This is a genomic window from Amycolatopsis sp. NPDC114504 (assembly GCF_055633595.1).
This window is the reverse complement of record NZ_JBVKDU010000002.1, coordinates 1,100,849-1,119,817: the sequence shown is the minus strand read 5'-3', so window position 1 is coordinate 1,119,817 and position 18,969 is coordinate 1,100,849. Positions and strand designations below refer to the sequence as shown.

Below are 18,969 nucleotides of genomic sequence, written 5' to 3'. Positions count from 1 at the left end.
GGCATCGCGTGTCGGTCACCGGCTGGGTGAGGCATGGAGGTGGCGGGAGTGCCCCGGAGGCATTTCACTCGTGTCAGTATCCGTTTCCGTTGAATTGAACCACCTGATCGTCCCGTCCCGGAACAACCGGGAATCCGCCGAATTCCTGGCGAACCTGCTCGGCCTCGAAGTCGGGGAGGAATGGGGTCCATTCATTCCCGTCGAGGTCCGCAACGGCGTCCGGCTGGACTTCGCGACCATCCCCGAAGACGACCTTCGCCTGCAGCACTACTGCTTCCTGGTCCCGGAGGACGACTTCGACGCCGTCTTCGCGAGGCTCGTCGAAACGGGCGTGACGTACCACGCCGATCCGATGGGGAAGCAAATCGGCGAAATCAACCACAACCACGGCGGCCGCGGGGTCTATTTCCTCGATCCCGGCGGCAACGGGATGGAAATCATCACGCAGCCGTACGAGCCGGAGCGGCGCCGCGCGACGTCCTGGTAAAAGTTCCTTAGCAATGCGTACTATCGGGGCATGTTCACGACGAGGCCCGAGCTGGCCGGCACCTTCGGGATGGTGGCATCGACGCACTGGCTGGCTTCGGCCACCGGGATGGCGGTGCTGGAAGACGGCGGCAACGCGTTCGACGCGGCGGTCGCCGCCGGGTTCGTCCTGCAGGTCGCCGAACCGCACCTCTGCGGACCGGCGGGCCAGGTACCCGGCCTCTTCGTGACGGCGGACGACCCGACCCCGCGGGCACTGGCCGGTCAAGGCCCGTCGCCCGCGGGGGCCACGCCGGAGCACTTCGCGTCGCTGGGGCTCGATTTGATTCCGGGCAGCGGCCTGCTCCCGGCGACCGTCCCCGGCGCGTGGGACGGCTGGCTCCTGCTGCTTCGCGACTACGGCACGAAGTCGCTTCGCCAGGTGCTGACGTACGCGATCGGCTACGCGCGCAACGGCGTCCCGCTGGTGCCGCGGGTCGGCGACACGATCCGCGCCGTCTCGCAGCTGTTCACCGAGCACTGGCCGACGTCGGCGGCGCTGTGGATGCCGGACGGCAAGCCGGCTTCCGGCCTGCACCGGAACCCGGTCTTGGCGGACACCTGGGAGCGTCTCCTGCGCGAGGCGGAGTCCGTCCCGGGGCGTGAAGCACAGATCGACGCGGGACGTCGTGCCTGGTCACAGGGTTTCGTCGCCGAAGCGATCGACGCGTTCAGCCGGCAGGCGTTCCGCGACGACTCCGGTCGCGACCACGCGGGCCTGCTGACCGGCGACGACCTGGCGTCGTGGTCGGCGTCGTACGAAGAACCGGCCTCAGTGGATGTCGGCGACTGGCGCCTGGTCAAGATGGGCGGCTGGACGCAGGGTCCGGCGTTGCTGCAGCAGGCGCTGCTGATGCACGGCTTCCGCGACGAGCTGTCCTTTGTGGACGGCGTGCCGTCGGAGCGCACGGTGCACCTGGCGACCGAGGCGGCGAAGCTCGCCTTCGCCGACCGCGAAGCCTGGTACGGCGACACCGACGTGCCCCTGGACGTGCTGCTTTCCGCGTCCTACACGGATTCCCGGCGGGCCCTGATCACCGACACGGCGTCCGCGGAGCTTCGTCCCGGCGACGCCCGCGGGCCGGCCCGGCTCCCGGCGATCCTGGATTCGCTGCAGGGCGTGAAGGCCGAAGGCGGCGCGACGGGCGAGCCGACGGTCGGCCCCCAGGGAGAGACCCGCGGCGACACGGTCCACCTCGACGTCGTCGACGCGGCGGGCAACCTCGTGTCGCTGACGCCGTCGGGCGGCTGGCTGCAGTCGAGCCCGACGATCCCGTCGCTGGGCTTCTGCCTCGATTCGCGCGGGCAGATGTTCTGGCTGGAGCAGGGCCTGCCGAACTCGCTGGCGCCCCGCAAGCGTCCCCGGATCACGCTGTCGCCGTCCCTGGCCCTGCGCGACGGCGTGCCGACGCTGGCTTTCGGCACCCCGGGCGGCGACCAGCAGGACCAGTGGCAGCTGTGCTTCTGGCTGGCCCACGTGTACGGCGGCCTGAACCTCCAGGAGTCGATCGACGCCCCGGCCTGGCACACGACGGCGTTCCCCAGCTCGTTCTACCCCCGCTCGTGGAACCCGCGCGAGCTGGTGGTCGAGTCCCGGCTGGGTGCGTCCACTCTGGACGCGCTGCGCGCCCGCGGCCACGAGATCGTGGACGCGGGCGACTGGGCGCTGGGACGCTTGGCCGCGGTGTCGCGAGACGGCGAGTTGCTGCGCGCGGCGGCCAACGCCCGGGGAATGCAGGGCTACGCCGCGGGCCGTTAGCTCGGCTGCTGCCAGAGCCAGAACTCGATGCCCTGGTTGTCGGTGCAGTCGGCGGTGAGTCCGTACGGGTGGTTCTCGATCTCGCCCGCCTGGCCGCCTTGTTCGCCGACCCGGGTCAGGGCCGCGTCGAGATCGTCCACCGCGAACATCAGCTTCCAGCCGACCTGGCGGCCCGGGCCGCCCCACAGGCCGCCTGGCCGTCCGTCGCCCTCAATGCCCCAGGCGCCTTCGGTCGAGCCGGGGGAGAACTGCCAGCCGAGGACCGCGCCGTAGAACGTCTTCGCGGGCTCGGCGTCCGGGACCTGGAACGTGAAGTACATCGACTCGCCCTGCTTCGGCTGCGGCTCGGGCTTCGGCGACGCCTGCGAGACCAGCCAGCGCTGGCCGAACGGGTCGCGGAACGAGCCGCCGCGGCCGTACGGCGAGTCGCTGACCGCGCGGATCAGCGTCGCACCCAGCTCCAGTGCCCGGTTCACGCTGACGTCCGCGTCCGGCACCTCCACCCGCACCGACGCGCCGCCCGTCTGCGGCGCGACGTGCCCGATCTCCGGGTACTCCTCGGCGAGCATCAGCACCGCGTCGCCGATGGCCAGCTCGGCGTGCCCGATGCGGCCGTCGTCCATGAGGATCGGCTCGCCGCGGCGGGACGCGCCGAAGACGTCGACGTAGAAGTCGAGCGCGGCCCGCGCGTCGGACACCGCGAGGTAGGGCGTCAGCGAGCGCAGTTCGGCGTCGGTGGCCGGCGCCTCTGAAGTGGTCGTCATATCGGCTCCGTTCAAGATGACGCGACGCAGGTTGTCGCGCAGTTCGGCGGCGAAGTCCGGGTCGGGGCCGACCCGCTCGGAAGGCCGGCGAAGCGCGTCGAAAGGCTCAAGCATCGCGACCCTCCTTCTCCTCGTAGACGCGCCGGAACGCGGCACGGGCCCGCACGAGCAACGCCTCGGTGGCGTGCACGCTGCGTCCCAGGTGGCCGGCGACCTCGGGCACGCCGAGGCCGTCGACGTACCGCAGGGTCAGGGCCGCGCGGTGGTGCGACCCGAGGGATTCGAGCACCTGTCTCGCGCGCAGGGCGTCGAGCTGCTCGTCCCACGGGTCCTCGACGTCCGGTTCACTGTCGTGCACCAGCCGCAGCCCGCGTTCCTCACGTTCTTTGCGCCGCCAGTGGTCGGCGAGCTTGTGCCGGGCGACGCCGATCAGCCACCCGGTGCTCACTGGAGGTGCGTACTCCTTGCGACAGGCGGCGACCGCCCCGAGGAACGTCTCGGACGTCAGCTCCTCGGCGAGCGTGCGGTCGCCGCAGCGGGACAGCAGGTACCCGTAAACCTCCGGCAGCGCGGTCTCGTAGAGCCCGAGCAGCGCGAAGGCCGGGTCCGGTCGTACCCGAGGTTCCGTCACACCCTCATAGTCGTCCGGCGCACGACTTTTCCGACGGGTGAATCCGGACTTTTTCAGACCCGGGGGTCGGGCAGCCGCCGTCCGGTGACCGCGACGATCGCCGCCAGCACCGCCACCACCCCGATCACCAGCGCGAACGCGTCCCGGCTCCCCAGCGAACCCGAAAGCGCGGCGTACAAACTCCCCAACGTCGCCACACCCAGGGCCAGCGACGTCTGCTGGTTGGTCGTCATCACGCCCGAGCCGACGCCGGCCAGGTCGGTCGGCACGTGGGACAGCACGATCCGGAACAACGTCGTCATCGCGAGCGCGTTCCCGACGCCGATCGCCACCATCGCCGGCGCCAGATCGAGGATGGTCACGTGCGGCCACGCCGCCAGCGTCGTGCACAGCAGCGCCACCATGCCCACCGCCGTGATCGCACCGCCGATCGGCACCACCTTCTGGCCGTAGCGGGCCACCAGCCGGCTGCTGAGCATCGACACCGTGAAGTACGCGACCGCCAATGGGGTCAGTGCGGCGCCGGCGCCCAGCGGGCCGAAGTGCAGACCCTCCTGCAGCGTCATCGCGAACACGAACATGAACGAGCCGAACGCGCCGAAGAACGGCACCGCCACCATCAGCCCGCGGCGGACGCTCGGCAGGCGCAGCACCGACGGCGGCAGCAGCGGAGTGCCGCCCAGCCGCTCCAAGCGCCGTTCGACGTGCACCAGAGCCGCGGCCGAGAACGGCGACAGCGCCAGCAGCACGATCGACCACACCGGCCAGCCCAGTGCGCGGCCCTCCATCAGCGGGACCAGCAGCGACAGCAGGGTCGTCGCCAGGAGGAGCGTGCCGAGGCGGTCGACGCCCAGCGGGTTGTGCGCGCGGCTTTCCGGCAAGCGGCGCGCCATCACCAGCACCACCAGGCCGATCGGCACGTTCACCAGGAAGATCGGCCGCCAGCCGGTGCCGAACAGGTCCGCCGCCACCAGGCCGCCGCCGAGCAGCTGGCCGACCACAGTGGACAGACCGCCGGTCGCGCCGAAGAGCCCCAGCGCCCGCGAACGCTCTTCGCCGGACGTCGTCGCCTGGATGATCGAGAGGACCTGCGGCAGCAGCATCGCCGACGCCGCCCCCTGCGCGGCGCGGGCGATCACCAGCGTGGTCGCCGTCGGGGCGATCCCGCAGGCCAGGGACGTCAGCGTGAACAGCCACAGCCCCGTGAAGAACAGCCGCCGCCGGCCGAACGAGTCGCCGAGGCGGCCGCCGACCACCAGCAGCACCGCGTACGCGATGCCGTAAGCGGCCACCACCAGCTCCAGCGTCGCCGTGGACGCGTGGAGGTCGGCATCGATCGTCGGCAGCGCGACGTTGACGATGAAGAAGTCGATGATGGGCAGCGCCGCCCCCAGCAGCACCGTGACCAGGCCGGCGGGGGTCAGTCCCGGCCTGGCCGGGGCGCCGGAGGTGATCGGCGCGAGTTGAGTCGTGGTCATGACTACTACGATCGACTCGAACTCAACCTAGTACCAGTTGCTGTTTATCCAGGTACCACCACTACCTGGTACCAGGTTCGGGCGCGTGCGATCCTGGCACCATGACCACCGCAGTCGAATCCGAGCTCCGCCGCCAAGAGCTGGCGAGGTTCCTGCGCAGCCGGCGTGAGCGGATCACGCCCGAGCAGGTCGGCCTCCCGCTGCTGGGCCGCCGCCGGACGCCGGGGCTGCGCCGCGAAGAGGTCGCGCAGCTCGCCGGCGTCGGGGTCACCTGGTACACGTGGCTCGAGCAGGGCCGCGACATCAACGCGTCCGAGCAGGTGCTGCAGGCGATCGCCCGCACGCTGCGGCTCGACCCGCACGAGCACACCCACCTGTTCCGCCTGGCCGGCGCGCCCGAGCCGGAGAGCGAGAAGGACTGCCAGGTCCTCTCGCCCCAGCTGGAGATGATGCTGAAGAAGCTGGAGCCGTACCCGGTCGCCGTGCGCAACGCCCGCTGCGACCTGCTCGGGTACAACCGTGGCTACACCTGGCTGATGGGCGACGTCGACGCGATCCCGTTCGAGGACCGCAACACCCTGGTCCAGTGCCTGCTCAACCCGCGGTGGCGCGAGCGGATGCTCGACTGGGACACGAACATCCCGCGCGTGATCGCGTCCTTCCGCGCGGCGATGGCCGAGCACGTCGCCGAGCCGGCGTGGAAGAACCTGGTCAAGCGCCTCAAGGCGGAGTCGCCGCTGTTCGCCGAGCTCTGGCCGCACCACGACGTCAACTCCGAGCCCATCCGCACCAAGCGCTACCTGCACCCGGACGTCGGGCTGCTGCGGTTCAACTTCACGTACCTCTACTCGGGCCGCCGCTCGGAGATCACGGTGTCGACGTACACCCCGGCTGACGAGGAGACGGCGGCGAAGCTGCCCCTCATGTTCGAGTGACTACGGCGCCGGACGTACGCGGGGAGTCGCTTCAGGACGGACGCGCCACGGCCCGGCGACCGGTAGCTTTCGCAGCATGAGATGGTCGCCGTGGGTGGGACGCGTGGTGCGCACCCTCGTCGTCCTCGTGTTCGTGCTGGGGGCGACCAGCGCGTCGTCGCGGTGGCAGCCGGGGGCGACGCCGCTGACCCCGCCCGGCGCCGCGTGGCTGGCCGCGACCGTCCTGACGCTGCTGCTCGTCCACCGCTTTCCGCTGACGCTCTTCCTGGTCACGGCCGCCTCGGCGTTCGGCTACTACGCCTCCGGCCTGCCCGGCGGGCCGATCATCCTGGTGCCGACCATCGCGTTGTTCGTGCTGACCCGGCAGCGGGGTCCGCTCACGTCGGGGATCGCCGGAGCTTCCGCGCTCGCCGCGGCCTACGCCGTGCACGTCGTCACGATCAGGTCGTTCACGCTGGAGGCCGGCGCCGGGTTCGTCGTCGTGTGGCTGGTCGCCGTCATCGGGGTCGGGACCGCCGTCCGTTACCAGCTCGACGCGCTCGCCGCCCGGCGCGAGCAGGCCGACGAGCACCGCCACCGGCTCGCCGAGCGGGAGCGGCTGCGGATCGCCCGTGAGGTGCACGACGTCGTCGCGCACAGCCTCGCCATGATCAACGTCCAGGCGGGCGTCGCCGCGCACGTCGCCGACCGGCGGCCCGAGCAGGCGAAGGAGGCGCTGCTCAACATCAAGGCGGCCAGCGCGTCCGCGCTCAAGGACCTGCGCGCGACCCTGGCCGTGCTGCGCTCGGGCGAGGACAAGGCACCCGCGCCGAGCCTCGCCCAGGCCGCCGAGCTGCTGGAACACGCGCGCGACGCCGGGCTCACGGTCGACGTCCACGGCGAGGCCGGCGACCTCCCGGCCCCGGTCGACGCGGCCGCCTACCGGATCCTGCAGGAGTCGCTGACGAACGTCGTCCGGCACGCCGACCAGCCGAACCGCGTCGATGTCCGGTTCGAACGGCAGCCGGGGACGTTCACGCTGAGGGTGCGCGACGACGGCCGCGGCACCGCCCAGCCGACTCCGGGCCACGGCCTGCGGGGCATGTGCGAACGCGCCGCCGCGCTCGGCGGGCGGTGCACCGCCGGGCCGGTCGACGGCGGTTTCGAAGTGTGCGTCGAGCTACCGATCGAGGGGGAAGCATGATCCGCGTCCTGCTGGCTGACGACCAGGTCCTGGTCCGCGCCGGGTTCCGCGTGCTGCTGGAGACCGAGGACGGCTTCGAAGTCTGCGGCGAGGCCGGCGACGGCGAGCAGGCGGTCGCCGGAGCGATCGAACACAAGCCGGACATCGTGGTGATGGACATCCGGATGCCCGGCGTCGACGGCCTCGAAGCCACCCGCCGGATCACCGCGAACCCCGACCTCGCCGGGACGAAGGTGCTGGTCCTGACCACTTTCGACGTCGACGAGTACGTCTACGAAGCCTTGCGCTCGGGCGCCAGCGGGTTCCTCCTGAAGGACACCGAACCGGTCGAGCTGCTGCGCGCGTTGCGGGTGGTCGCCGCCGGCGAGGCGCTGCTGGCACCGACGGTCACGCGCCGGCTGATCCAGGAGTTCGTCGGCCGCCCGGAGAACCGCCGCATCGACACGAGCGCGGTCCGCGAGATCACCGACCGCGAGCGCGAGGTGCTGGGCCTGGTGGCGGGCGGCATGTCGAACGACGAAATCGCCGCCCACCTGGTGATCTCCACGGCGACGGCCCGCACCCACGTCAGCCGCATCATGACGAAGATCGGCGCCCGCGACCGGGCGCAGCTGGTGGTGCTGGCCTACGAGTCGGGGCTGGTCACCCCACGTCACTCCGCCTGACCCGGCGCACCACCAGGAACGCCCGGACCAGGAACACCACCGCGAGGACGGCGACCAGGCAGATCCAGATCATGTCGCCTCCTTCCCACCACCGATGCTCTGCTTACAGGGCGTCCGGGAGTGGGACGGCGTTCATCGACACGGCGGAAGTCACACCTTCGGGTCAGCCGGCGACCGGTCAGCTGTTCGTGCGCTCGGTCGGCGGCGACTTCTGGACCTGCGCGTTCAGCAACGTCTTGAACGAGTCGAGGGCCGTGGCCTTGTCCGAGCCGAAGGCTTCGACGATGATCACGCGGTTGTACAGGACGTAGACCGCGCGATACACGGACTGCTGACCGCCGTCCGGCGTGGCGAACACCGGCACCCCATGGAGCGACAGGTCGCGCGCCGCGGTCACGCCGCCTTCCTGCTGGGCGTTCGCGTACTCCTGGGCGACCGGCTTGGTGGCCTGCGCGTTCGGCATCTCGAGGGCGTACACGGCGAGCGTGACGTCGCCGTCGGTCGAGGTCCTGAGCAGGCCTTCGGTCATGCCTTCGGACTTGAGCCGCTCGATGACCGTGGCCGGCAGGAACTTCGACGCCTCCAGCTTGGCCATGTCGAACGTGCCCCCGCCGACGCGGGTCTTGCCGGCCGGAGTCACCAGTGCCGCCGCGTTGTCAGCCGGTTCGGGCTTGGCCGCGGGCGGTTCCGGCAGCGGCTTGGTCGAGGGCAGCGGCGGCGGCTGCTGCTGGCTGGTGGTCGGCTGCGCGACCGGGGTTTCGCCGCTGTCCTTGATGAACAGCGCCCAGACGCCGAAACCGAGACCCACCAGCACGACGAGCCCGAGCGCGGCGAACGCGATCTTCTTGCCCTTGCCGGACGGCTGCGTCTGGAAGCCCTCCGGGCCCTGGCTGATCCATTCGGCGTTGTTCGACTGCGCCAGCGACGGGAACTCCGAGGCGCCCCAAGGCGGGCTGACGTTCTGCGGGGCCGCGTCCCACGGGTTCTGCTGCGGCGCGGGGAACCCGCCCGCCGGGGACTGCTGGCCGTACTGGCCCGGCTGCTGCTGCATCGGCTGGGCGAACCCGTGCGACGGGGAGTTCGGGTGCTGCTGCTGCCACGGCTGGACGACCTGCGTGCGCTCGCCGCCCATGTCGGCCGAGGAGACGACCTGCGTGGCCTCCGCCGAGGCCGCCTGCTGGTTGGGATCGGACTGCTGTGGCGGGGACACCGGCGGGATGATCTGCGTCTCCGCGGCGGACGACGGCTGCCCGGGTGCCTGCTGCGACGGCTGTTGCTGCTGCGGGCCGTCGGCGTTGGTGACGGCCATGCTCAGCACCCGATCGCGCCGGGTCCGGTACTCGTCGGCCGACAGGCTTCCGGCCGCGAGCTCCTCGTCCAGCCTGCGCAGCTCTTCCTGCCAGGTCACCCCGGTACCCCCTTCGGGTAGGTAGTCCCCGAACCATGCGGACGCACGGCCCGATCTCCCTGCCGCACGCAGCCATTGTGCACGGGTCCGCTCACCCGTCGGCGACCACCACCCCGTCGTTATCGATGTGAGCCGCGGTGCGGTCGGCGAGGTCAGCGCGGGTGCCGGGCCAGTGCCTTCGCCAGCTCGTCGATCGCTTGGTCGCGCAGCAGCGGCGACGAGCCGCCGGTGACGCTCCGTTCGACGAATTCGAAGGTGACGACATCCCGGTCGGCGAACATGTCGGCCAGCTGGTCGCCGGTGCTCCGCGCCACGGTGTCGGCGTGCACGATCGTGACGTCCTGGCAGGTCGCGGCCAGGAACGGCGTCGCGAACTGCGTGAAGGAGTCGGCGACCAGGCCGACGGACTGGCTGATCGAACCGGCCGGCCGCGCGCCGTCCGGCTGCGTCAGGTAGAGCGGCAACCGGAAGTCGCTGGCGATGTAGCGGGCGCGATCGACGCCACCGTCGGTGGAGAGGCTGTAGGCCGTCATCTGCTTCTGCTCGGTGTGGCCGAGCAGAATGGACAGGTCCGCGGGCCACGGCCGGACGCCGATCGGCGCCGCGTGCCAGTTCGCCGTGGAGCCGGGCGCGATCGCTTGGCCCAGCGCGTAGGTCATGACCAGGCCGCCGTCGTACGACCAGTGCGTGTCGTTCGGGTCGTAGACCGACCGGCCGATCCGCCGTTCGGCGTCGGCGAGCGAGGGCCGCAGGTCGATCGCGCCCGTCTCGCGCGGCACCCGGTTCCAGAAGTCGGTGGTCCGGGCCTGGGCGCAGGCCTTGCCGACGTAGTCGTCCGGCAGGTGCGACGGCTCCTCCGTGTACTTGTCCGGTGCGAAGACCAGCACGAACTTGCGGCCGGAGCTCTCGACCGCCGCGCGCAGCCGGTGGAGCGCCGAGACGACGTGGTCGAGGTCCATCACCGGCCGGCACTTCGCGGTGACGTCCTCACCCAGGTAGAGCCAGCCGTCCTTGCCCGGGATGATCCCCGGGTAGACGTAGCCGGGGACGTCGCCGGTGCCGGCGGGCTGCTGGCCCTGGTCGATGCCGACGGTGTCGTGGTTGGTGCCCTGCCCGGAGCCCGGCGGATCGCCGAAGAGGCCGGTGCCGATGCCGTCCGCGGCCTGCACACCGGCCTGCCGCAGCGGCAGGTGGTCGGTGGCCCAGCCGGTCAGCCCGGTGAAGAAGCCCCAGCCGTCGCCGAGGCTCGGGAACGGCCGCAGCGGCCGGTTCTCGAACGCCGTCGGCTGCACGCCGAAGACCCACAGCAGCACCGGCGTGAGGAAGAAGGCGATCGCGCACGTCAGTGCCGTGCGCTGGCGGTTGCTGTGCCGGGGCCGGTAGAGGTTGTGCTCCTTCGGGAGCCAGGACTCCGGCGTCTGCAGCTGCCGCCGGCCGGCAGGCGACTGCGGACGGAGGCTGGGGGGCACGGCCGTATCGTAGCGCCGGGCCCGGGCCGGGCGTGCCGGAACCGGGGAAGCCGGCCGCGGTGCCGCCCGAAAGGCGAGGTCGGCCCCGGCGGACCTGGTCGGGCGGCTAATCTGCCCGCCATGGGCAAGGGGACGAGCGGCGAGCGCCTGATCGAATGGACCGGCGAGCGGTGCGTGCCGTGGACCGAAGACATCCAGGTGATCTACGAGCACTACCACCGCTACGCGTTCGCGACCCGCTTCGCCACCGGCAAGCGGGTCCTCGACCTGGCCAGCGGCGAGGGCTACGGCAGCGCGCTCATGGCAGGCGCAGCCACCGAAGTGGTCGGCCTCGAACTCGACCCGGCGGCCGTCGAGCACGCCCGGCGGAACTACCCGGGCGTCCGCTTCGAGGTCGGTTCGATCACGGACCCGGCGGCCCTCGACGGCGAGCGGTTCGACGTCATCACCTGCTTCGAGGCGATCGAGCACGTCGAGGCGCAGGACCGGCTGATGGAGCTGGTCCGCAACCGGCTCGCGCCGGGCGGGATCTTCCTGTGCAGCACGCCGGACATCGAGGTCTACACCCACGATCACGGCAACGAGAACCCCTACCACGTCCACGAGCTGACCGGGCCGGCCTTCCGGTCGCTGCTCGCCGGCAGCTTCGAGCACGTCGTCGTGCTGCGCCAGAACGTCGCCGTCGGCTCGCTGATCCACGGTGGCCCGGGTACGGAGGCCGAGGTGCTCACCGTGCGGCCGGACGACGACGGCGGCTGGGCCGTCGAGCCGGGCGCGCCGCACACCTACTTCGTCTCCGTTGCGTCGGCCGAGCCCGTCGAGGTGCCTTCGACGTCGGCGATGGTCGACGCGAAGCTGACGCTGATCGCCGGCGCGGCGGCCGAAACGGCGCGGCTGCGCGGCGAGCTGGCCCGCACCGAAGCCGAACGCGAGCAGGCGGCGGCTTCGGTGAGCCGGCTGACCGCCGAGCTGGCCGACGTCACGGCCGCCGAGCGGCGGGCGGCGGCCGAGCGTGACGACGCGGCCGGGCAGGCCGAACGCGCCCGCGACGACCGGCGGCGCGCGTCCGACGAGCTGAACCTCCTCAAGCGCAAGAACGGCTACGACAGCGAGCGGCTGGAGTGGCTGGCGGGCAACAACGCGGGGCTTTCCGAGACGGTCGGCAGGCTCGCCGCCGAGAACGAGAAGCTGCGCGCCGAGACGTCCGCGCTCGCGCAGCGGCTGCTCGGCCGGTACCGCGGCGCGATCGAGAAGTACGCCCCGCGCGGCACGCAGCGCCGCGATCTCTACGAGACGGCCCTCGGGCGGCAGAAGGGCGCGGTGCCCGCCACCCCGCCGGTGCCCGGACCGGTCGCGGTCACCACCAGCGACCGGCCGATCGTCAGCGTCGTCATCCCGGTCTACGGCAACTGGCCGTTCACCCGCGGCTGCCTCGACTCGATCCAGCGGCACCTGCCCTCGACGCCGTTCGAGGTCATCGTGGTCGACGACGCGTCGCGCGACGACTCCGCCGACCGGGTCGCGGGCTGCGCCGGGGTCCGGCTGGTGCGCGCGCCGAAGAACCTCGGGTTCGTCGGGGCCTGCAACCTGGGCGCCGAGAACGCGCGCGGCGACTTCATCTTCTTCCTCAACAACGACACCGAGGTCCGGCCGGGCTGGCTCGACGAGCTGGTCGCCGTGGTCGAGTCCCGCCCCGACGTCGGGCTCGTCGGCTCGAAGCTGGTGTACCCGGACGGCAGGCTCCAGGAGTGCGGCGGCATCATCTGGGCCGACGGCACCGGCTGGAACTACGGCAGGCTGCAGTCGCCGGACGCGCCGTGGTTCCAGGCCCTGCGCGACGTCGACTACTGCTCGGGCGCGGCCGTCCTGGTCCGCCGCGAGCTGTTCGAGCGCATCGGCGGCTTCGACAAGCGCTTCGCGCCCGCGTACTACGAGGACACCGACCTCGCCTTCGCCGTCCGCGCGAACGGGTACCGCACGATGGTCCAGCCCGCGTCGGTCGTCGTGCACCACGAAGGCATCACCAACGGCACGGACGTCTCCTCCGGCGTGAAGCGCCACCAGGAGCTCAACCGCGGCGTCTTCGTCGACAAGTGGAGCGTCCAGCTTCGCGACCACTTCCCCGAGGCGAGCCCGCGCGCGGTCTGGGCCGGGCGGCAGCGCACGAAGGACGGCCACCGCGGCGGCACCGTGCTGGTCGCCGACCACCAGGTGCCGATGCCGGACAAGGACTCCGGCTCGGTGCGGATGTTCCGCATCCTCGAGCTGCTCGTCGGCCTCGGCCACCGGGTGGTGTTCATGCCGCTCAACAACGCGCTCCCCGAGCCGTACGCCGGGGCGCTGTACCGGGCGGGGATCACCGTGGTGACCGGGCTCGGCGAACAGCTGGAGTTCCTGCGCGACGCCGGCGCCGACCTGCGCCTGGCCGTGCTTTCCCGGCCGCACGTCGCGTGGCAGCTGCTGGAGCAGGTCCGCGAGCACGCGCCGGACTGCGTCATCGCCTACGACACGGTCGACCTGCACTTCGTCCGGCTCAACCGGCAGGCCGACCTGGCCGCGCGGCTGGGGGACACCCGCGAGGAGCTGACGCTGCGGCGGCGCGCCGAGGTGCTGCGCGAGTCCGAACTCGGCCTCACCCGCGCCACCGACGTCACGTTCACGGTGTCCGATGTGGAGCGTGAGCTGCTGCGGGAGCTCGTGCCCGCGGCGCGGGTCGAGGTGCTGTCCAACGTGCACCGGGTCGACGGCACGTCGGCTGCCCCGGACGGCCGCTCGGGGGTGCTCTTCGTCGGCAGCTTCGACCACGTGCCCAACCGGGACGCCGCGCGCTGGCTGGCCACCGAGATCATGCCGCTCGTGCGGCGCCGCCGTCCGGACGCCGTCGTGCAGATCGTCGGCAGCAACCCGCCGCAGGAGATGTTCGACCTCGCCCGCGAAGGCGTCGTCGTCCGCGGCTGGGTGCAGAACCTCGACAGCGCCTACGCCGAGGCCCGGGTCGTCGTCGCGCCGCTGCGCTTCGGCGCCGGCGTCAAGGGAAAGCTGGGCGAAAGCCTCGCGTGCGGGGTCCCCGTCGTCGCCACCCCGCTGGCCACCGAGGGCATGCACCTGACGCACGGCCGCGACATCCTCGTCGGGGCGTCGGCCGAAGAGCTCGCCGAAGGGATCGTCACCCTGCTCGAGGACGACAAGCTCTGGCGGCGGCTGTCGGAGGAGGGCAAGACCGTGGTGGACCGCCGGTTCGGCGCCGACGTCGCCCGCGGCACGCTGGCCGCGCTGCTCGACCCGGCCTGATCAGCTCGGCGGCAGCGCTTTCTGGAACACCGTGAGCGCGTTGTCCAGGCTGCTCTTCAGCCCGGCGGGCTCCTTGCTCGCCCGTCGTGACACCCAGATCACGACGGCGACCTTGCCCGACGTGTACCAGGTGCCGTTCATCCACCGGTCGCCGCTGGGCCCGGTGACGACCTTGTCGTCGGCGGCGAGCGGGGTGAACTCGCCGGCGAGCGCGGCCGTGCGCAGGTAGTCGATGACGGCCTTCGCGTCGCCGGGGGAGGTCGTCGGCACCGCGTACGCGAGGTAGCCGGTGTCGCCCGCGGCCGAAGCGCGGTAGACGAACTGGGTGACGCCGTGTTGCGAGAAGGTCTGGGCGACCGCCTTGGGGAAGAGCTTGAGGTCCAGTCCCTTCGCCAGCGACATCGTCGAGCTCTCGGGGTACTGCATCCCCGGCAGCGGCGGCACCTGGTCCTCCAGCTGCGGCTGGGTGGCGGCGGCGGGCGGCGCCTGCGACAGCGTGGGCGCCAGCGAGGCCAGGTTGTCGGACGCGGGTTCGTCCCGGCCGAGCCACACCGTCGCGCCGACGATCATGGCCAGCACCACGAGCACGCCGAGCGAGATGAACGGCCAGGTCGTCCAGGCCCGCCCGGAGCCGTCACCGCCGAAGCGGTGCTTCCCCGGTGGCTCCTCGGAGCCGGTGTCGCGCGGCGGCGGCACGGAGGCTTCGCCGCGGGGCGGGGTGATCGGCGGGAACCGGCTGCCCGGTTCGTGGCGGGCCGGGCCGTCGATGCGCAGGTAGCGCGTCGGGACGATGTCGGCCGGGCTCGGCGCCGTCGTCATGTGGTCCGGGATGGTCGGCACCGGGCTCGCGTTCATCGTCACCGGCAGCCCGGTGCGCTGCCAGGGCGGGTGGGGCTTCTGGTGCGGCACCGCGGATCGCGGCGATTCGATGCGCTGCGGCGGCGGCACCGGGTGGCTCGCGGGGTTGGCGCTCCGCCAGGTGTCACCCGGACGGCGCAACGGCGAGGGGACGGGTGAGGGCACGGTCGAACCGGAGGCCTGCGCGAGCAGCTCGTCGCGTTGTTTGCGGTGTTCAGCAGGCTCGATGCGGCCTTCGGCAAGCTCCGTGTCGAGACGGCGAAGCTCTTCCTGCCAGCTCATCCATGGACCCCCATCCACCATTCGGGGCATCAGTTTGGCACGTGGGGCCGACCTGCGAGGTTGCGGTTCGAGGTTGATCGGCAACCTAGCGCAAGTCCGCCCTTTCCGGGAGTCCCCGCCGACCGTCACCTCATCAGCCCCCGAAACTGTCGTACATATGTTCTAAAATAGGCGTTGTCCAGGGGAGATGCCACCCGCACCCGCGGGTGGCGTGATGGAGGAAGGCAGGGCCATGGCCTACATCACCCTGTCCACGTTCGTGGGCTACAGCGCGAGTAACGGTCCGTCGCGGTCGTCGTTCGTCCGGCGGCAGCGCCGGCAGTACGAGGACCCGGCGCGGGCGGCGTTCAACTACTACCGGCGGGCGGCGAACGCCGTCCGGTCCGGGCGGGCGGCGGGGCAGGACGCGACGGCGTTGCGCGCCCTCGTCAACGCCGCCGACGACCGGACGAAGCCGCACTACGCGGCGATCGCCGAGGGCTGGCTGCGGTACCTCGGCCGGAAGTCGCCGCGGCTGGTCGAGGTCGGCCGCGGCCGCTGCCGGATCGGCGACCTCGAAATCGGCGTCAGCCCGCAGCTCGGGCTCCGCAAGAGCGACGGCCGTCGCTACGCGACCTGGCTCTACTTCAAGGAGGAACCGCTGGCGAAGTCCTCGGCGCAGCTGGCGCTGTGGGTGCTGGAGCAGGCGATGCCGGACGTCCTGCCGGGCGGGCACGCGCTGGTGATCGACGTCCGGCGTGGCAAGGAGTACCAGCTCTCCACGCGTGACCGCGAACGGTTGCGGCCCTGGGCCCGCAGCGAGGCTTCGGCGTTCCTCACCCTCTGGGACGCCGCCTGAGCCGGGGAGGCGCCGGGCCCGCCCGGCGCCTCCCTTAGCATCGCCCCCGAGCGTCAGGGGGCGACGATGAGACTGGTCGCGGGGCGGTACGCGATCTCGGCCGAGCTGGGCCGCGGCGGCATGGGCGTCGTCTGGCGCGCCGAAGACAGGGTGCTCGGGCGGCAGGTCGCGCTGAAGGAACTGGCCACGCCGCCGGGCGCGTCGCCGGCGCACCTCGAGCGGGTCATGCGCGAGGCGCGCACCGCGGGGCGGCTCAACGATCCCGGCGTCGTCACGGTTTACGACGTCGTCAGCGAGCAGGGCGCGACCTTCATCGTCATGGAGCTGGTGATCGCGCCGACGCTCGCCGACGTCGTCGGGCGCGAAGGACCGCTGGCGAACGACCGCGTCGCCGCGCTCGGCCTGCAGGTGCTGGGCGCGCTGGAGAGCGCGCACGCGGCCGGCGTCGTGCACCGGGACGTCAAGCCCAGCAACATCATGGTGCTGCCCGGCGACCGCGTGAAGCTCGCCGACTTCGGCATCGCACGGGCGATGGACGACCCGTCGCTGACGCAGACCGGCGGCGTCATGGGCTCGCCCGGGTACATGGCGCCCGAGCTGTTCGCCGGGGCCGCGCCGTCGCCCGCGTCGGACCTCTGGTCGCTGGGCGCGACGCTCTTCCACGCCGCCGAAGGCCGGGCGCCCTTCCAGCGCACCACCACTGCCGCGACCCTGCACGCGATCATGTACGAGCAGCCGGTGCTGGAGCGCACCCGCGGCCCGCTCGCCGACGCCGTCCGCGGGCTGCTCACGCAGTCCGCTTCGGACCGGCTGGGCGCGTCCGGCCTGCGACGGCTGCTGGAAACCGCGCGCACGGCCGGCGTCCCGGCGTCGCCGTCGCCGACCGCGTGGCTCGCCACACCGCCAACGGCCACAGTGGACGGTCCGCCGCGGAAGAAGCGCCGCCTGCCGCTGGTGCTGACCGGGGTGGCGGTCGCCGTCGTCGCGGCGCTCGGGGCGATCTTCCTGCTGAAACCGGACCGCACCACGCCGGTCGCCGCCGGAGCCACGCCGACGCCGACGTCGACCTCGGCGAAGCCGACCACCAAAAAACCGAGTACCAAGAAGCCGACGCCGTCCTCGAGTTCCACTCCGACGTCGACGACGGCGGACAAGCCGCACCCGGCCGAAGTGCCGCTGATCCGGTACCACCACCCGGAAGGCGGGCACTTCAGCGGCACGAAGAAGGTCGGCCCGCCGGCGGGGTTCACCAAGGAAGGCGTGTTCGGCTCCCTCGTCGCGACGGCCGAGCCGGGCACGCGGAAGCTGTTCGCCTGCAAGGTGAAGGACCAGAAGGACTGGTTCACCTCGCCGGACCAGAGCGGCAAGTGCGAGAGTCAGCAGTCGCTCGGCCTGCTCGGCTATGTCTACGCGAACCCGCCGTCCGGGGTGAGCACGCGGGCGCTCTACCGCTGCAATGCGGGCGCGAGCCACTTCGACTCGCTCGACGCCGGCTGCGAAGGCAAGACGAAGGAGTTCCTGATGGGTTACCTCATCGTCTGAAGCACCTCGGCCACCAGATCCGGCCGCGTGACGAACGGGTGGTGCGGCACGGGCAGTTCGACTACCTCGGTGGCGCGCTTGGCCTGGCTCCGTTGCATCTCCGGCAACGTCGCCCGATCGTCGGCGCAGACGAGGTAGGTGGACCGGATCGCCCGCCACGCCGCTGTCGTCGTCCGCTGGCCGAACACCGCTTCGTTCTGGGGCGTGAGCCGGGCCGCGGCGCCGGCGTACGTCGTGTCGTCGAAGTCCTGGGCGAACAGCGGCCGCACCAGCTCCTCCCGGACGCTCGCGGTGCCGTCGCCGTGGCTGACGTGCCGCGGCGGCTCGGCGCCGCCGAAGTCCGCGAGCGCCTCGCCGACGTCCGGCAGGAACGACGTCACGTAGACGAGCCGTCGCACCGCGGGGTGGTCTCCGGCCTCGGTGATCACCATCCCGCCGTACGAGTGTCCGACGAGCAGAACGGGCTCGTCGGAGGCGTCGAGCAGCGCGCGGACGGCCGCGGCGTCGTCGTGGAGGTCGCCGCGCGGCTCGCCCTCGCAGCTCGGCAGCACCACGGCTGAGCTGCGCAGACCGTGCCGGGCAAGCACGTCCGCCGTCGGCTGCCACCACCAGGCGCCGTCGCGGACGAAGGCACCGTGGACGAAGAGGACTCGCATGGTGACAATCTGACAGAACACACCCGGTCGAGTGACACAGTTCGCGCGGAGCGAATGAGGACTGGACAAACCGGAGGCCGAACACGAAGCTTTCGCGTGTTCTTTCGTGCCTGGTCAAGTCAGAGGTCGTAACAGTGAATGCTGCCTGGGAAGCCGTCTCCCGCGTCGCCGACGAACCCGCCTGGTACTGGGTGTACGACAAGCTGGGGTTCTGGCCGAGCACCTACGCCCACGCGTGGCCGGGCTTCCGCGAGCCGTCGCCGTCCCGGACCTGGGACCTTTCGCCCGGCGACCTGGACCGCGCCTCGGCCGAGTTCCGCCTTGGCCCGTACGCCGTCGAGGAGCACCAGGTCTCGGCGATCGCGATGGCCGCGTTCCGCGAGGTCTGCGGCCCCGACGACTGGATGTGGGCGCTGCACTGGCAGCACCAGTCCTACCGCGTCCGCCCGCACCTGATGACCCCGGGCGCGCGCTGGCCGGTGCCGGTGTTCCCGCGCGCGGACTACCACCTGTTCCTGTCCGCCGACTTCTCGTTCGGCACGCTCGGCCACCCCTGGGAGCGCACGCTCTGCGTGTTCGGCGAGAAGCTGGTGCCGGCGTTCGAGCGGCACGGCGAAGGAGTGCTGTCGAACGTCCTGCGCCGCGACGGGAAGCCGCCCGCCCTGGCCCGCGGTTGATCTCTTGT

The 18,969-nt window shown here is 71.8% G+C and carries 16 protein-coding genes; 9 read left to right on the top strand and 7 right to left on the bottom strand.

All coding sequences use genetic code 11. From position 1 onward, the window contains the following. Positions 1 to 94 precede the first annotated feature (94 nt). Both ACZ7PG_RS17225 and ACZ7PG_RS17220 read left to right on the top strand, forming a co-directional pair. Positions 95 to 487: a VOC family protein gene (locus tag ACZ7PG_RS17225; RefSeq protein WP_470240018.1), complete on the top strand. Its 393-nt coding sequence runs from the start codon at positions 95 to 97 to the stop codon at positions 485 to 487. A 30-nt stretch (positions 488 to 517) separates the two neighbouring features. Then, on the top strand, positions 518 to 2,284 hold the full coding sequence (locus tag ACZ7PG_RS17220) for a gamma-glutamyltransferase family protein (protein WP_470240017.1): 1,767 nt from the start codon (positions 518 to 520) through the stop codon (positions 2,282 to 2,284). Here the strand turns inward: ACZ7PG_RS17220 and ACZ7PG_RS17215 are convergent. The 3 genes from ACZ7PG_RS17215 to ACZ7PG_RS17205 are packed head-to-tail and all read right to left on the bottom strand — an operon-like array spanning position 2,281 to position 5,157. Continuing rightward, positions 2,281 to 3,162, bottom strand: a complete 882-nt coding sequence (locus tag ACZ7PG_RS17215; protein WP_470240016.1) for a VOC family protein — start codon at positions 3,160 to 3,162, stop codon at positions 2,281 to 2,283. The genes ACZ7PG_RS17220 and ACZ7PG_RS17215 overlap by 4 nt on opposite strands. Then, positions 3,155 to 3,679, bottom strand: a complete 525-nt coding sequence (locus tag ACZ7PG_RS17210; protein WP_470240015.1) for an RNA polymerase sigma factor — start codon at positions 3,677 to 3,679, stop codon at positions 3,155 to 3,157. Before ACZ7PG_RS17210 ends, ACZ7PG_RS17215 begins: the two co-directional genes overlap by 8 nt. Before the next feature lie 53 nt (positions 3,680 to 3,732). Then, the gene (locus ACZ7PG_RS17205) at positions 3,733 to 5,157 is read right to left on the bottom strand and encodes an MFS transporter (protein ID WP_470240014.1); all 1,425 of its coding nucleotides are present in this window, start codon (positions 5,155 to 5,157) and stop codon (positions 3,733 to 3,735) included. Positions 5,158 to 5,258: 101 nt separating this feature from the next. Here ACZ7PG_RS17205 and ACZ7PG_RS17200 point away from each other — a divergent pair, with 101 nt between their 5' ends. The 3 genes from ACZ7PG_RS17200 to ACZ7PG_RS17190 all read left to right on the top strand — a co-directional run bounded on the left by ACZ7PG_RS17200 (position 5,259) and on the right by ACZ7PG_RS17190 (position 7,940). After that, positions 5,259 to 6,092: a helix-turn-helix transcriptional regulator gene (locus ACZ7PG_RS17200; protein ID WP_470240013.1), complete on the top strand. Its 834-nt coding sequence runs from the start codon at positions 5,259 to 5,261 to the stop codon at positions 6,090 to 6,092. A gap of 76 nt (positions 6,093 to 6,168) precedes the next feature. After that, positions 6,169 to 7,275, top strand: a complete 1,107-nt coding sequence (locus tag ACZ7PG_RS17195; protein WP_470240012.1) for a sensor histidine kinase — start codon at positions 6,169 to 6,171, stop codon at positions 7,273 to 7,275. Continuing rightward, a complete protein-coding gene (locus tag ACZ7PG_RS17190) occupies positions 7,272 to 7,940 on the top strand; it encodes a response regulator (protein ID WP_470240011.1) in 669 nt (222 codons plus the stop codon). The genes ACZ7PG_RS17195 and ACZ7PG_RS17190 overlap by 4 nt, the downstream gene beginning before the upstream one ends. Before the next feature lie 178 nt (positions 7,941 to 8,118). Here ACZ7PG_RS17190 and ACZ7PG_RS17185 read toward each other — a convergent pair whose 3' ends face one another. Together ACZ7PG_RS17185 and ACZ7PG_RS17180 are read right to left on the bottom strand one after the other, a co-directional pair. Further along, on the bottom strand, positions 8,119 to 9,348 hold the full coding sequence (locus tag ACZ7PG_RS17185; RefSeq protein ID WP_470240010.1) for a DUF1707 domain-containing protein: 1,230 nt from the start codon (positions 9,346 to 9,348) through the stop codon (positions 8,119 to 8,121). 152 nt (positions 9,349 to 9,500) lie between these two features. After that, positions 9,501 to 10,817: an alginate O-acetyltransferase AlgX-related protein gene (locus ACZ7PG_RS17180; protein ID WP_470240009.1), complete on the bottom strand. Its 1,317-nt coding sequence runs from the start codon at positions 10,815 to 10,817 to the stop codon at positions 9,501 to 9,503. A 120-nt stretch (positions 10,818 to 10,937) separates the two neighbouring features. Here ACZ7PG_RS17180 and ACZ7PG_RS17175 point away from each other — a divergent pair, with 120 nt between their 5' ends. Further along, a complete protein-coding gene (locus tag ACZ7PG_RS17175) occupies positions 10,938 to 14,108 on the top strand; it encodes a glycosyltransferase (RefSeq protein ID WP_470240008.1) in 3,171 nt (1,056 codons plus the stop codon). On the opposite strand, the gene ACZ7PG_RS17170 is transcribed toward ACZ7PG_RS17175, so the two are convergent. Then, positions 14,109 to 15,248, bottom strand: a complete 1,140-nt coding sequence (locus ACZ7PG_RS17170; RefSeq protein ID WP_470240007.1) for a hypothetical protein — start codon at positions 15,246 to 15,248, stop codon at positions 14,109 to 14,111. 214 nt (positions 15,249 to 15,462) lie between these two features. Between ACZ7PG_RS17170 and ACZ7PG_RS17165 the strand changes: the two genes are divergently transcribed. Next, positions 15,463 to 16,086 carry a hypothetical protein gene (locus ACZ7PG_RS17165; RefSeq protein WP_470240006.1) on the top strand — a complete coding sequence of 208 codons (624 nt, stop codon included), beginning with the start codon at positions 15,463 to 15,465 and terminating at the stop codon, positions 16,084 to 16,086. Positions 16,087 to 16,152: 66 nt separating this feature from the next. Then, on the top strand, positions 16,153 to 17,628 hold the full coding sequence (locus tag ACZ7PG_RS17160) for a serine/threonine-protein kinase (protein ID WP_470240005.1): 1,476 nt from the start codon (positions 16,153 to 16,155) through the stop codon (positions 17,626 to 17,628). Here ACZ7PG_RS17160 and ACZ7PG_RS17155 read toward each other — a convergent pair. Next, positions 17,613 to 18,284, bottom strand: a complete 672-nt coding sequence (locus tag ACZ7PG_RS17155) for an alpha/beta hydrolase (RefSeq protein WP_470240004.1) — start codon at positions 18,282 to 18,284, stop codon at positions 17,613 to 17,615. The genes ACZ7PG_RS17160 and ACZ7PG_RS17155 overlap by 16 nt on opposite strands. 134 nt (positions 18,285 to 18,418) lie before the next feature. Between ACZ7PG_RS17155 and ACZ7PG_RS17150 the strand changes: the two genes are divergently transcribed. Continuing rightward, positions 18,419 to 18,961, top strand: a complete 543-nt coding sequence (locus ACZ7PG_RS17150; protein ID WP_470240003.1) for a DUF2716 domain-containing protein — start codon at positions 18,419 to 18,421, stop codon at positions 18,959 to 18,961. Positions 18,962 to 18,969: the final 8 nt, after the last annotated feature.

What these genes read in the sequence shown, in the direction of transcription:
- ACZ7PG_RS17170 (WP_470240007.1), bottom strand. Translation starts at nt 15,248, where the DNA reads ATGAGCTGGCAGGAAGAGCTTCGCCGTCTCGACACGGAGCTTGCCGAA.
- ACZ7PG_RS17215 (WP_470240016.1), bottom strand. Translation starts at nt 3,162, where the DNA reads ATGCTTGAGCCTTTCGACGCGCTTCGCCGGCCTTCCGAGCGGGTCGGC.
- ACZ7PG_RS17155 (WP_470240004.1), bottom strand. Translation starts at nt 18,284, where the DNA reads ATGCGAGTCCTCTTCGTCCACGGTGCCTTCGTCCGCGACGGCGCCTGG.
- ACZ7PG_RS17200 (WP_470240013.1), top strand. Translation starts at nt 5,259, where the DNA reads ATGACCACCGCAGTCGAATCCGAGCTCCGCCGCCAAGAGCTGGCGAGG.
- ACZ7PG_RS17165 (WP_470240006.1), top strand. Translation starts at nt 15,463, where the DNA reads ATGGAGGAAGGCAGGGCCATGGCCTACATCACCCTGTCCACGTTCGTG.
- ACZ7PG_RS17220 (WP_470240017.1), top strand. Translation starts at nt 518, where the DNA reads ATGTTCACGACGAGGCCCGAGCTGGCCGGCACCTTCGGGATGGTGGCA.
- ACZ7PG_RS17190 (WP_470240011.1), top strand. Translation starts at nt 7,272, where the DNA reads ATGATCCGCGTCCTGCTGGCTGACGACCAGGTCCTGGTCCGCGCCGGG.
- ACZ7PG_RS17175 (WP_470240008.1), top strand. Translation starts at nt 10,938, where the DNA reads ATGGGCAAGGGGACGAGCGGCGAGCGCCTGATCGAATGGACCGGCGAG.
- ACZ7PG_RS17160 (WP_470240005.1), top strand. Translation starts at nt 16,153, where the DNA reads ATGAGACTGGTCGCGGGGCGGTACGCGATCTCGGCCGAGCTGGGCCGC.
- ACZ7PG_RS17195 (WP_470240012.1), top strand. Translation starts at nt 6,169, where the DNA reads ATGAGATGGTCGCCGTGGGTGGGACGCGTGGTGCGCACCCTCGTCGTC.
- ACZ7PG_RS17205 (WP_470240014.1), bottom strand. Translation starts at nt 5,157, where the DNA reads ATGACCACGACTCAACTCGCGCCGATCACCTCCGGCGCCCCGGCCAGG.